The sequence below is a fragment of the Rhizobium sp. SSA_523 genome (assembly GCF_030435705.1).
Classification (GTDB): Bacteria; Pseudomonadota; Alphaproteobacteria; order Rhizobiales; family Rhizobiaceae; genus Neorhizobium.
Map to the genome: position 1 here is coordinate 2,419,369 of NZ_CP129382.1, position 12,551 is coordinate 2,431,919.

A 12,551-nucleotide genomic window follows, 5' to 3' on the forward strand; every position below is an offset into this window, starting at 1 on the left:
TTTCAAACCTCAAACACGTCTTCGAAGGATTCGGGGAAATTCTGCCGCGCCAGGCGTTCGTTGATCTGCAGCAGCGCCTCGTAGGACAGCGGATCGAAATCCTTTTCCACCGCCACCACTTCGCGTCCGAAGAGCAGGCTGAGGCGAGCGGCATCCAGATTGCCGCGCTCGAAGGGTTCCGCGCCGAAATGATGCCAGAGCGCATGCAGGAAGGCCGCGTCGATGCGATGTTCCTTGGTGCCGGGCCTTGCTTTGCGGGGAAGCGCCTTCAATGGCGTGACACCGCGCGGATTGGCCCGCCTGATGGTGAACTGCACGCCTGTGCCCGGCATGCCGCCTGGAAAACCTCGATGTTTCGTCATTTCGGGCAAATTGGCCATGGCAGTCTCCAGTGCATGCTTTCTGTCGGATCGGACTGCCTCTTCCAGGAAGCGGAAGAGGCAGGTGGAGTGCAGTCTCGGATCGTCCTCAGATCGTCAGCCCGTCGAAATCGGATGCGGCGTGACGTTCCGGCAGGAAAGTACCGGGATCGCCGGACGCCTTGTTGACGATACCGCCGCGCTTGACCGCCGGACGCTCCGCCAATTGCCGCGCCCAGCGCACCACGTGCTGGTAATCGCCGGTGCTGAGGAAATCGCCCGCATTTGGATAGGACTGGTCGAGCGCCAGCCGGCCATACCAAGGCCAGATGGCCATGTCGGCGATCGAATAGGCGGCGCCGGCCACGAATTCATGATCCGCCAGTTGGCGGTTCAGCACGTCCAGCTGGCGTTTGGCCTCCATGGCATAGCGATCGATGGCATACTGGATCTTCATTGGCGCATAGGTATAGAAATGGCCGAAACCGCCCCCGACAAAGGGTGCCGATCCCATCTGCCAGAACAGCCAGTTCATGGCCTCGGCGCGGGCGCGAAGATCGGTTTCGAGGAATGCGCCGAATTTCTCCGCCAGATAGACGAGAATGGAGCCGGATTCGAACAGGCGCACGGGCTCGCCGCCGCCCTTGGGCTGATGATCCATCAGTGCCGGGATCTTGGAGTTCGGATTGACGCCGACAAAGCCGGAGCCGAACTGGTCGCCCTGGCCGATATTGATGAGCCAGGCATCATAATCAGCGCCTCTATGACCGGCCTCCAGCAGTTCTTCCAGGAGGATGGTGACCTTCTGGCCGTTCGGCGTGCCGAGCGAGTAGAGCTGCAGCGGATGCTTCCCGACAGGCAGTTCCTTTTCATGCGTGGCACCGGCGATTGGCCGGTTCGTGCTGGCAAAAGCGCCGCCATTCCCCGGCTCCCAGGTCCAGACCTTGGGAGGCTCGTAGCCGGCGGGCAGGTTGTTTTCCGGCGGAAATTTGGAATCGCTCATAAAATCAGATCCTTCGTTCGTGAGGAGGACGCCCTGGAGGAATGGCGTTGCTCTCAAGATATAGGCGATGCAAAACGCCGCGCGAGCATCAAAGCGGAATCGTGTCGTGCTTTTTCCAATGCGTCGTCACCTGCTTGTTGCGCAGCGATGCGAAGGCCCGCGCGATGCGACGGCGCGACGAATGCGGCATGATCACCTCGTCGATGAAGCCGCGCTCGGCTGCCACGAAGGGATTGGCAAACCGCTCTTCGTATTCCTTCGTCCGCAGAGCGATCTTCTCGGCATGTCCGAGTTCGGAGCGGTACAGGATCTCGGCTGCGCCCTTGGCACCCATCACCGCGATTTCAGCGCTGGGCCAGGCATAGTTGACATCGGCACCGATATGCTTTGAGGCCATGACATCATAGGCGCCGCCATAGGCCTTGCGAGTGATCAGCGTCACCATCGGCACCGTGGCTTGCGAATAGGCAAAGAGTAGCTTGGCGCCGTGCTTGATGACGCCGCCATATTCCTGCGCCACACCGGGAAGGAAACCCGGTACATCGACGAGCGTCAGAAGCGGAATGGAGAAGGCATCGCAAAAGCGCACGAAGCGTGCCGCCTTGCGCGAGGCGTCAATATCCAGGCAGCCGGCCAGCACCATGGGCTGGTTGGCGACGACGCCGACCGTCTGCCCCTCCAGCCGGATGAATCCGGTGACGATATTACGGGCAAAGGCTTCCTGGATCTCGAAGAAGTCGCCTTCGTCGGCAATGGCGAAGATCAGCTCCTTCATGTCATAGGGCTTGGTGGGTGAATTCGGGATGAGGCTGTCGAGCCGCATCTCGATACGTCCCGGATCATCGAAAAACGGACGAACCGGCGGCTTTTCCCGATTGTTGAGCGGCAGGAAATCAAAAAGCTGACGCACCGCCTCCAGTGTCTCGATATCGTTTTCATAAGCCGCATCGGCAACGGAAGACTTTTTGGTGTGGGTGGAGGCACCGCCCAGTTCCTCCGCCGTCACGATTTCGTTCGTCACCGTTTTTACCACATCCGGGCCGGTGACGAACATGTAGGATGAATCGCGCACCATGAAGATGAAGTCGGTCATGGCCGGCGAATAGACCGCGCCGCCGGCGCAAGGACCCATGATCACCGAGATCTGCGGGACGACGCCGGAGGCCTCGGCATTGCGGCGGAAGACTTCCGCATAGCCGGCGAGCGAGGCGACGCCTTCCTGGATGCGCGCGCCGCCGGAATCGTTCAGGCCAATCACCGGCGCTCCGACCCGGACCGCCATATCCATGATCTTGCAGATCTTCTGTGCATGGGTTTCGGAGAGCGAGCCGCCCAGTACGGTGAAATCCTGCGAGAACACATAGACCTGGCGACCGTTGATCGTACCCCAGCCGGTAATCACGCCGTCGCCCGGCACCTTCTGCTCGGCCATGCCGAAATCGACGCAGCGATGCGTGACATACATGTCGTATTCTTCGAAGGAGCCTTCATCGAGCAGCACCTCGATGCGCTCGCGCGCCGTGAGCTTGCCTTTGGCATGCTGCGCATCGATGCGCTTCTGCCCGCCACCCAGACGCGCTTCCGCCCGCCGTGCCTCCACTTCGCTCAAGACTGCGCGCAATGCTGCCTCCCAGATATTTTCCCTTCTGCTTTCTACCCCGCCCGAATGCGGCACGAAACATCGATTTTCGTTGAATGGGTGAGCCTGTGTAATTTATAAATCTGCAAACACAAATTTGCGAAGTTGCAAACATGGCGGGCGGAAAACTCTATATCGGTCGCAAGGTCCGTGACCTGCGCGAAACGGCAAAGGCGACCCAGTCCCAATTTGCCGAACGGCTCGGCATTTCGACGAGTTACCTGAACCAGATTGAGAACAATCAGCGTCCCGTCTCGGCAGCGGTTCTTCTGGCGCTGGCGGAAAAATTCGGCATGAGCATTGCCGATCTTTCATCCGGCGAGGGCGATAGACTGCTCTCCGCGCTCACCGAAGCCCTTTCGGATCCGCTGTTCGACGGCAATGGCACCAGCCTGCAGGAGTTGAAACTGGTCACCCAGAATGCGCCAGGCCTCGCCCATGCCCTGATTGCCGCGCATCAGGCCTACCGCCGCTCCGGCGAGCAACTGGCCAGCATGGACGATCGCCTGGGTCGCGGCGCCTTGCAGGAGGCAACCCCCTATGACGAAGTGCGCGACTATTTCCACTTCGTCGACAACTATATTCACGATCTGGACGTCATGGCGGAAAGGCTGGCGGGTGATCTTGGCCTGGGCGGCGGAGACAATCATGCTGCCCTGCAGAGCGTGCTTCTCGAGCGCTTCGGCGTTGCGGTGGAACGCACTGCCCTCCAGGATGATCTGATCCGACGCTTTGATCCGGCATCGCGCCGTCTATCGCTCAATGCCTATGCCGCGCCCGCCACCCGGGATTTCCAGATGGCGCTGCAGATCGCGCAATTGCATGCCGCAGATACCATTGACCGGCTGGCCCGTGAGGCGGGGTTTCGCACGGCGGAGGCCATGGAAATCTGCCGGATCGGCCTGCAGAACTATTTCGCCGGCGCGCTTCTGCTGCCCTACGAGACCTTCCTGAAGCGCGCCCGGGCGCTGCGTCACGATCTGGACCTTCTGGCGGCGCATTTCGGCGCCAGCCTGGAACAGGTGTGTCACCGCCTGAGCACGCTGCAGCGGCCCGGACAGAAAGGCGTGCCGATCTTCTTTGCGCGGGTCGACCGGGCCGGCAACATCACCAAGCGCCACAGCGCCGCCAAGCTGCAATTTGCCCGGTTCGGCGCCGCCTGTCCCCTCTGGAATGTCCATCAGGCCTTTGAAATGCCGGGACGGATCATCCGTCAATTGGCGGAAACACCGGACGGCATGCGCTATCTCTGCCTTGCCACGCAGATCACCAAGGGCAGCGGTGGCTTCCGCGCCGTCCAGCCGCGTTACGCGCTCGCCCTCGGCTGCGAGATCTCCTATGCCGACAGCTTCGTCTATGCCGATGACCTCGACCTTGCCAATCGCGCCGCCTTCGAACCGATCGGCATTTCCTGCCGCATCTGCGAACGTCACAACTGTCCTCAGCGGGCTATGCCACCGTTGAGGAGCCGGCTTTCGGTGGACCACGACAATCGCTCGATCGTGCCTTATCGAATTGTGTGAAGGCATAACAAACAGTTCTCGATAGGTGAAACTATCGAGACAGGGAGAAGGCGCCGAAAGCAACCTTTAGTAAAAAGTAAAAAACCGACCGTGTAAGCACGATCGGTTCTAAATGCTCCGCCGAATGACCGCCTTCAAGCCACCGCGCGCGCGAGCGCGCAGCGCGACCACAACTGGTGCAGGGCACCGACCAGATGCTCGATATCGGCATCCGAATGCAGAGGCGTCGGCGTGATGCGCAGGCGCTCCGTCTTGCGCGGCACCGTCGGGTAATTGATCGGCTGCACGTAGACATCGGAATGGTCGAGCAGAAGGTCCGAGATCCACTTGCACTTCGCAGCATCCCCGACCATTACCGGCACGATATGGCTGGGATTGGGCATGTGCGGAATACCGCGGGCATCGAGCGAGGCGCGCAGCTTGCGCACCCGATCCTGATGGCGCGCGCGCTCGAAGGGGCTCGCCTTCAGATGGCGGATGGAGGCCACGGCGCCGGCAGCCAGGGCCGGCGGAATGGCGGTCGTGAAGATGAAGCCCGAGGCGAAGGAGCGGACGAAATCGCACACGGCATGCGAGCCGGTGATATAGCCGCCCATGACGCCGAAGGCCTTGCCAAGCGTGCCCTCGATAATCGTGATGCGGTCCATCAGGCCTTCACGTTCGGCGATGCCGCCGCCGCGGGGCCCGTACATGCCCACAGCATGCACCTCGTCCAGATAGGTCATGGCACCGAATTCGTCAGCGAGGTCGCAGATCTCCTTGATCGGCGCGATATCGCCATCCATCGAATAGACGCTTTCGAAAGCGATCAGCTTCGGCGCCTTGGGATCGGCCGCAGCAAGCTTCTTGCGCAGGTCGTCCAGATCATTGTGCTTCCAGATGACCCGCTCGCATTTGCCGTAGCGGATGCCTTCGATCATCGATGCATGGTTCAAGGCGTCGGAGAAGATGATCAGTCCGGGGATCTTCGCACCGAGTGTTCCGAGCGTCGCCCAGTTGGAGACATAGCCCGAGGTGAAGATCAGGGCGGCATCCTTGCCGTGCAGATCAGCCAGCTCCTGCTCCAGCAGAACGTGATAATGGGTGGTTCCAGAAATATTCCGGGTGCCTCCCGCACCCGCGCCACAGTGATCGATCGCCTCATGCATGGCAGCGATCACGGCCGGATGCTGACCCATGCCGAGATAATCATTGGAACACCAGACGGTGACTTCGCGTTGGCCATCCGGAGTATGGCGCGTGGCGCGCGGAAAGCTGCCACGATGCCGCTCGAGATCGGCGAAGACGCGATAGCGGCCTTCCTGATGAAGGCTGTCCAGTTCGCCTTTGAAAAATGCCTCGAAATTCATTCCTACACTCCAGAACCTGCCCTTTTTTGGGTCGCAGCCTCTCAGGCGTCAACCCCGGCAGATGCAATTCGCGGTCACCTGCGGCATTTGGCCCATTTCTTTGAACAATTCCAATCTAAAATTAGGGCAGGTCCTCTAACAGACTGTTGATTTACATCAAGCCTGGACAAAAAAGCGGCGGCAAACGCCGCCGCCTCCCAAGATTCTGCACCTCAAGCGGCATCCAGGACCGCGCGCTTGGCCATGACCCGCACCAGATTGGCGCGATATTCGGCCGTCGCATGCATATCCGACATCAGATCCGCCGAATCGACGCTGACGGCCGCCACTGATTCGGGGGACCAGGAACGGGAGAGCGCCTCCTCCAGGGCGGCCACGCGGAAGACACCATTGGAGCCCGCACCGGTGACGGCGACGCGCACGGAAGCGCCCGCTCTGGCGACGAAAACCCCGGTCAGCGCATAGCGGGAAGCGGGATTGGCGAATTTCGCATATCCGGCTTTGTCCGGCGCTTCGAAGCGGATCTCGGTAATCATTTCCGTTTCATCGAGCGCCGTCTCGAACATGCCCTGGAAGAAATTGTCGGCGGACAGGCTCCGCCGATCCGTGACGATGGTGGCATTGAGCGCCAGCATGGCGGCGGGGTAATCCGCGGCGGGATCATTATTGGCCACCGACCCGCCAATCGTTCCCATGTGCCGGACATGCGGATCGCCGATCATGCCGGCGAGCTTGACGATTGCCGGGCACACGGCCCGCAAGGCATCGGATGCCGCCACGCTGGCATGGGGCGTCGCCGCTCCGATCCTCACCTGACGGCCTTCGACCGAAATACCCGCCAGCCCGGCGATATGGCGCAGATCGACAAGATCGGACGGCGCGGCCAGGCGCTGCTTCATCGTGGCGATCAGTGTCATGCCGCCCGACAAATATCGGCCTTCCTCATGCGCTCCCCGCAATTGGACCGCTTCTTTGATCGAAGACGGACGGTGATAGCTTGTTTCATACATGATCTTCTCCTCCCCTTCGTCTATTCGGCCGCCACGCGCGCGGGTGCAGCCTGCAGCGCAGTCCAGACCTTCAGCGGCGTCGCCGGCATGGAAAGATCCAGAACGCCAGTGGCATCCGTGATCGCATTGATCAGAGCCGGCGGCGAACCGATCGCGCCGGCCTCGCCACAGCCCTTTATGCCGAGCGGATTGCCGGGACAGGGAGTGTTCTGGTGCGACAGCTGGAAATAGGGCAGGTCATCGGCACGCGGCATGGCATAATCCATATAGCTTGCCGTCAGGATCTGGCCGGTCTCCTCATCATAGCGCACCTCTTCGAGCAGCGCCTGGCCAATGCCCTGCGCCAGTCCGCCATGGACCTGGCCCTCGACGATCAGCGGGTTGATGATATTGCCGAAATCATCCGCCGCGACGAATTGGACGATCTCCGTCTTGCCGGTTTCCGGGTCGATCTCGACTTCGGCTATGTAGCAGCCGGCCGGGAAGGTGAAGTTGGAGGGATCGTAGAAGGCGCTTTCCTTCAGGCCCGGCTCCATGCCGGCCGGCAGGTTGTGCGCGGTGTAGGCCGCAAGCGCCACCTGGAACCAGGGCAAGGTCTTGTCGGTGCCGGCAATCTTCAACTCGCCATTTTCGATAACGACATCGCTTTCGTCGGCCTCCATCAGATGTGCGGCGATCTTCTTGGCCTTCATCTCCACCTTGTCGAGCGCCTTCACCACGGCCGACATGCCGACCGCTCCCGATCGCGAGCCATAGGTGCCCATGCCCATCTGCACCTTATCGGTATCGCCATGGACGATATTGACATTGGCGATGGGAACGCCGAGCCGGTCGGCCACCAGCTGGGCAAAGGTTGTCTCGTGACCCTGGCCGTGGCTGTGGGAGCCTGTCAGCACCTCGATCGTGCCGACCGCATTGACCCGCACCTCGGCCGATTCCCAGAGACCCACTCCGGCCCCGAGCGAACCGACCGCCTGCGACGGCGCGATCCCGCAGGCCTCGATGTAACAGCTCATGCCGATGCCGCGCAGCTTTCCGCGCCGTGCCGCCTCCGCCTTGCGGCCGGCAAAGCCCTGCCAATCCGCCGCCTGCATGGCGGCATTCAGCGAGGCCTCGTAATCGCCGGCATCGTAATTCATGATGACCGGCGTCTGATAGGGGAAGCTGCGGATGAAATTCTTGCGGCGAAGCTCCGCCGGGGAAATGCCGAGCTCGCGTGCCGCCGTTTCCATCGTCCGTTCCAGCAGATAGGTGGCTTCCGGCCGCCCCGCCCCGCGATAGGCATCGACCGGCACCGTATTGGTGTAGACGGTGCGGACATTGGCGTGGATTGCCGGGATGGCATACTGGCCGGATAGAAGCGTCGCGTAGAGATAGGTCGGCACCGCCGAGGAGAAGAGCGACATATAGGCGCCGAGATTGGCGATCGTATCGACCTTCAGGCCGATAATGCGGTGGTCCTGGTCGAACGCCATCTTGACCTTGGACACGTGATCGCGGCCATGCGCATCGGTCAGGAAGGCTTCCGTCCGGTCGGATGTCCATTTCACCGGGACGCCCGTCTTCTTGGACGCCCAGAGACAGACGATCTCTTCCGGATAGATATAGATTTTCGAGCCGAAGCCGCCGCCGACATCCGGCGCGATCACGCGCAGCTTGTTTTCCGGCGCGACATTATAGAAAGCGCTCATGACAAGACGCGCCACATGCGGGTTCTGGCTCGTCGTATAGCAGGTGAAGTGATCTTCGGCAGCGTCGTATATGCCGAGCGTCGCGCGGGGCTCCATCGGGTTCGGCGACAGGCGGTTGTTGAGGATCTCGATTTCCGTGACATGGGCAGCCGCGGCAATGGCGGCGTCCGTCGCGTCCGGATCGCCGATCTGCCAGTCGAAGATCAGATTGCCGGGCGCTTCCGGATGGATCTGCGGCGCGCCCGCGCCAAGCGCTGCAAGCGAGGTCGTCACCGCCGGCAGCTCCTCGTAATCGACGATCACAGCCTCGGCCGCATCGCGCGCCTGCGCCGCCGTATCAGCAACGACGATGGCAACCGCATCGCCCACATACCGCACCGTATCGACGGCGAGCGGACGCCAAGCGCCCATCTTCATCGGCGACCCGTCCTTGGAGTGGATCATCCAGCCGCAGATGAGATTGCCGATCGCATCCGCCTGCAATTGCCTGCCCTCCAAGACATCGATCACGCCCGGCATGGTCTTTGCCGTCGCGGCATCGATCCCGGTGATCCTGGCATGGGCATGCGGGCTGCGGACGAAATAGGCGAATTTCATGCCCGGCACGATCATATCGTCGGTATAGCGGCCCTTGCCGGTCAGGAACCGCTTGTCTTCCTTGCGCGTGACCCGCGCACCAATGCCTTCCATGCCCATAGTCATCTCCTCCCGAAACGAGCGAATACTGAGTGGCGAATGGCGAACAGGGGAGTGGAGAACGCGACGGGCCGCTCAGCGGCCATCTCGTCGCACTTCGCTGCATCCTGTTCGCGTCTGTCTATTCGGCCGCCTGCTGGGCGGCTCCATGCATCGCTTCATTGGCCGACAGCACCGCCTTGACGATATTGTGGTAGCCGGTGCACCGACAGATATTGCCCTCCAGCTCGTGGCGAATCGTAGCTTCATCGAGGCTGCCGCCATGGCGCGAGATCATGTCGAGCGCAGTCATGACCATGCCGGGGGTGCAGAAACCGCATTGCAGTCCATGATGCTGATTGAACGCCGCCTGGACCGGATGCAGTTCGCCATTCGCGGCTATGCCCTCGATCGTCGTGACGGTGGAGCCGGAGGCCTGCACCGCCAGGATGGAACAGCTCTTGACCGAGTGCCCGTCCATATGGATGACGCAGGCACCGCATTGGGTGGTGTCGCAGCCGACATGAGTGCCGGTGAGCCCCAGCTTCTCGCGTATGAAATGAACCAGCAGGGTGCGGTCGTCGCACTCGCCCGACATCTGACGGCCGTTCACCGTCAACGTCACTTTCGCCATGATGATCCTCCCGTTTGCCCTCCTATGGAAGGCGCGTGTCTCCTCAAACACAGTGCTCATCATTTTCCTTTTTTGGCGGGGGATCAACAGATAGTTTCGTGACATGGAACAATTCGGCGCGGCAGCACTTTCACATCTGGTCCACCGGGTTGATCATGCGAAAACCCTCGCGGCAGATATGGACTTCCCGCGCCCGGACCTTATTCTTGCCTTCAAGCGGGGCTGTTAATCGAGTGCGCGAGCCCATGTGTTGCGCGGCTCACTGCAGGCGAAGCCTGTTGAAACTGGAGAGAGTGATGAAAAAGGCATTTGTACTCATGATCGTCGGCCTGACGATGGCCGGCTGCTCGCAGACGGAACGCGGCGCGGCCATCGGTGCCGGTAGCGGCGCTGTCATCGGCGGCCTGGCGACCGGCAATGTGCGTGGCGCGGCGGTCGGTGCGGCTGTCGGCGGCGTTGGCGGCGCTCTCATCGGCTCTGTCGCCGAACAGCCTGGCCAGTGCTACTATCGCGACCGTAACGGCCGCCGCTACATCGACAATTGCTAAGCCAGCAGGGCTTATCGTCCATGATCGAGAAAAGGCTTCGGCGGTTTCGCCGGAGCCTTTTCTCGCATCCCGGCCAGAATCACCGTACCCTGATGGTGCATTCTGGTTTACATTAGCTAAAAGTGTAATAGGCCGAGGGGCCGTAGCGTGGGAACGGCACACTGAGTAACGGCACACTGAGTACGAGCAATGACATGCCCGAGCCGAGCGGTTTTGCCCTTCTGCAAAAATTTGGCGTTATCGCCTGCCTTGCCGCGTCGTTTTGCATTCTCCCTCCCACCAGCCGCGAAGCCCATGCTCTGAAGCTGTTCGGCATCACCCTCTTCGGCAGCGAGGAGGAGGAGGCGGCCGATGTCATCGATCCTGTTCGCTATGATGCAAGCCTCGATACGACCGCGGCCGAAGGCGAGCTGAAGGACCGGCTGGAAACCGCGACGGCGCTGGTCAATGATGAGGAACAGCCCGTCTCCGGCGATCTCGGCCTGGTGATCAAGGCCAGGGAAGACCGCGAAAGACTGGTGGCCATTCTTTACGAAGAAGCCCGCTATGGCGGCGTGGTGCGCATTACCATCGCCGGCACCGATATCGATCGACTGCCGCCCAGCCCCGTCTTCGACCACAGCGCGCCGGTTCCGGTCACTGTGACCGTCGAACCCGGCCCGGCTTTCACCATCGGCCAGGTGACGCTCGAGGGCGATGCAGCGCGGCTGAACCCGGCAGATTACGAGCTTGAATCCGGCAAGCCGGCCGGTTCGGTCGCCATTATCAAGGCCGGCGAGCGGATCGTCCGCGACCTGAAGGCGGAGGGCCGGCCGCTTGCCGAGCTGACCCGCCGCGACGTCGTGGCCGATCACGCGACAGACCAGGTCGACATCACCATGGTGGCCGAAAGCGGCCCTATCGCGCCGATCGGCGCTGTCGCCGTGACGGGTTCGAAGGCGGTGAAATCGGATTTCATCCGTCGCTATTCGCGGCTGGACCAGCAGGAGCGCTATTCGCCCGAGCAGTTGAAAAAGGCGGGCGAGCGCCTGCGCGAGCTCGGCGTATTTTCCAGCGTGACCATTCGCGAGGCCGATGCCCTGGCGCCCGACGGATCGCTGCCGCTGACGATCGAGGTCTCCGAGGGCAAGTTCCGCTATTTCGGCTTCGGCGCCGAATATTCCTCGATCGATGGCGCCGCATTGTCGGGCTATTGGGGCCACAGAAACCTTTTCGGCGAAGCGGAGTCGCTGCGCATCGAAGGCAAGGTCTCCGGCATCGAGGCAACGACCGACTATACCACATTCGACTATTCGGCCGGCATCTTCTTCCGCAAGCCCGGCATCTTCATGCCGCGCATCACGCTGGATGCGAGCCTGGAGGCCGAGCGCGAGACGCCGGATGCCTATGAGGCCAACACGATCACCGGCAAGACCATCTTTTCCTATGAGCTGAGCGATCTGGACACCGTCACGGCCGGCATAGACATCAGCTGGAGCAAGACCGAGGACGCCTTCGGCAAGAACACCTATCTGACGCCGTCGCTGCCCGTCACCTTCGAGCGCGATGCGCGTGACAACAAGCTGGATCCGACAGAAGGCTACCGCGCGACGCTGAAGGCGCAGCCAAGCTATGAAACCTATGGCGGCACCTTCTTCTCCTCCTTCGACGCTTCGGCATCCGGTTATCTCGGTCTCGGCGAGGACGACCGCATCGTGCTGGCCGGACTTCTGTCGGGCGGCACGATCATCGGCACTGAGACGGTGCGCGCCATACCCACCACAAGGCGCTATTTCGCCGGTGGCGGCGGCTCGGTGCGGGGCTATGGTTTCCGCGAGATCTCGCCCTACAATGCCGAGAACAAGGCGACCGGCGGGCTTTCCTATGCAATCGCCTCGGCCGAACTGCGCTTCAAGATCACCGAAAAGATCGGAATCGTGCCCTTTTTCGACGCCGGCACCGTTTCCGACGAAATCGTGCCCGATTTCTCCGATATCCGTATGGGAGCAGGCATAGGCTTGCGCTATTCCACCCCGTTTGGTCCGCTGCGGCTTGATGTTGCGCTGCCGCTGAACCGCTATGACGGGGGAAGTCGATACGGTATCTATGCGGGCATCGGGCAATCATTCTGATGTCGAATT

General features: G+C 61.5%; 10 protein-coding genes. 3 read left to right on the plus strand and 7 right to left on the minus strand.

Annotated features, from left to right (window positions below):
• Nucleotides 1–2: 2 nt before the first annotated feature.
• The 3 genes from QTJ18_RS19910 to QTJ18_RS19920 form a co-directional block, all read right to left on the minus strand.
• Nucleotides 3–380 carry a hypothetical protein gene (locus QTJ18_RS19910; RefSeq protein WP_252754383.1) on the minus strand — a complete coding sequence of 126 codons (378 nt, stop codon included), beginning with the start codon at nucleotides 378–380 and terminating at the stop codon, nucleotides 3–5.
• A gap of 88 nt (nucleotides 381–468) precedes the next feature.
• On the minus strand, nucleotides 469–1,362 hold the full coding sequence (gene yghU / locus QTJ18_RS19915; RefSeq protein ID WP_252754382.1) for a glutathione-dependent disulfide-bond oxidoreductase: 894 nt from the start codon (nucleotides 1,360–1,362) through the stop codon (nucleotides 469–471).
• Between the two features lie 88 nt (nucleotides 1,363–1,450).
• Complete coding sequence (locus QTJ18_RS19920; RefSeq protein WP_252754381.1) at nucleotides 1,451–2,983, minus strand: acyl-CoA carboxylase subunit beta; 1,533 nt, start codon at nucleotides 2,981–2,983, stop codon at nucleotides 1,451–1,453.
• 131 nt (nucleotides 2,984–3,114) lie between these two features.
• Here QTJ18_RS19920 and QTJ18_RS19925 point away from each other — a divergent pair, with 131 nt between their 5' ends.
• Nucleotides 3,115–4,524: a helix-turn-helix domain-containing protein gene (locus QTJ18_RS19925; protein ID WP_252754380.1), complete on the plus strand. Its 1,410-nt coding sequence runs from the start codon at nucleotides 3,115–3,117 to the stop codon at nucleotides 4,522–4,524.
• A 134-nt stretch (nucleotides 4,525–4,658) separates the two neighbouring features.
• Here the strand turns inward: QTJ18_RS19925 and hemA are convergent, their stop codons facing one another.
• From hemA to QTJ18_RS19945, 4 genes are all read right to left on the minus strand, one after another.
• On the minus strand, nucleotides 4,659–5,873 hold the full coding sequence (gene hemA, locus QTJ18_RS19930) for a 5-aminolevulinate synthase (protein WP_252754379.1): 1,215 nt from the start codon (nucleotides 5,871–5,873) through the stop codon (nucleotides 4,659–4,661).
• Nucleotides 5,874–6,085: 212 nt separating this feature from the next.
• Complete coding sequence (locus QTJ18_RS19935; protein ID WP_252754378.1) at nucleotides 6,086–6,883, minus strand: FAD binding domain-containing protein; 798 nt, start codon at nucleotides 6,881–6,883, stop codon at nucleotides 6,086–6,088.
• 20 nt (nucleotides 6,884–6,903) lie between these two features.
• Nucleotides 6,904–9,270, minus strand: coding sequence for a xanthine dehydrogenase family protein molybdopterin-binding subunit (locus QTJ18_RS19940; RefSeq protein WP_252754472.1), 2,367 nt, complete (start codon nucleotides 9,268–9,270; stop codon nucleotides 6,904–6,906).
• Between the two features lie 121 nt (nucleotides 9,271–9,391).
• On the minus strand, nucleotides 9,392–9,883 hold the full coding sequence (locus QTJ18_RS19945; protein ID WP_252754377.1) for a (2Fe-2S)-binding protein: 492 nt from the start codon (nucleotides 9,881–9,883) through the stop codon (nucleotides 9,392–9,394).
• Nucleotides 9,884–10,179: 296 nt separating this feature from the next.
• Between QTJ18_RS19945 and QTJ18_RS19950 the strand changes: the two genes are divergently transcribed.
• Both QTJ18_RS19950 and QTJ18_RS19955 read left to right on the plus strand, forming a co-directional pair.
• Complete coding sequence (locus tag QTJ18_RS19950; protein ID WP_252754376.1) at nucleotides 10,180–10,431, plus strand: YMGG-like glycine zipper-containing protein; 252 nt, start codon at nucleotides 10,180–10,182, stop codon at nucleotides 10,429–10,431.
• A 194-nt stretch (nucleotides 10,432–10,625) separates the two neighbouring features.
• The gene (locus tag QTJ18_RS19955; protein WP_252754375.1) at nucleotides 10,626–12,542 is read left to right on the plus strand and encodes an autotransporter assembly complex protein TamA; all 1,917 of its coding nucleotides are present in this window, start codon (nucleotides 10,626–10,628) and stop codon (nucleotides 12,540–12,542) included.
• The last annotated feature ends 9 nt before the right edge of the window (nucleotides 12,543–12,551 follow it).

Excerpts from the sequence above, each read along its gene's own strand:
- QTJ18_RS19910 (WP_252754383.1), bottom strand. The coding sequence starts at position 380 with ATGGCCAATTTGCCCGAAATGACGAAACATCGAGGTTTTCCAGGCGGC.
- yghU (WP_252754382.1), bottom strand. The coding sequence starts at position 1,362 with ATGAGCGATTCCAAATTTCCGCCGGAAAACAACCTGCCCGCCGGCTAC.
- QTJ18_RS19925 (WP_252754380.1), top strand. The coding sequence starts at position 3,115 with ATGGCGGGCGGAAAACTCTATATCGGTCGCAAGGTCCGTGACCTGCGC.
- hemA (WP_252754379.1), bottom strand. The coding sequence starts at position 5,873 with ATGAATTTCGAGGCATTTTTCAAAGGCGAACTGGACAGCCTTCATCAG.
- QTJ18_RS19935 (WP_252754378.1), bottom strand. The coding sequence starts at position 6,883 with ATGTATGAAACAAGCTATCACCGTCCGTCTTCGATCAAAGAAGCGGTC.
- QTJ18_RS19940 (WP_252754472.1), bottom strand. The coding sequence starts at position 9,270 with ATGGGCATGGAAGGCATTGGTGCGCGGGTCACGCGCAAGGAAGACAAG.
- QTJ18_RS19945 (WP_252754377.1), bottom strand. The coding sequence starts at position 9,883 with ATGGCGAAAGTGACGTTGACGGTGAACGGCCGTCAGATGTCGGGCGAG.
- QTJ18_RS19950 (WP_252754376.1), top strand. The coding sequence starts at position 10,180 with ATGAAAAAGGCATTTGTACTCATGATCGTCGGCCTGACGATGGCCGGC.
- QTJ18_RS19955 (WP_252754375.1), top strand. The coding sequence starts at position 10,626 with ATGCCCGAGCCGAGCGGTTTTGCCCTTCTGCAAAAATTTGGCGTTATC.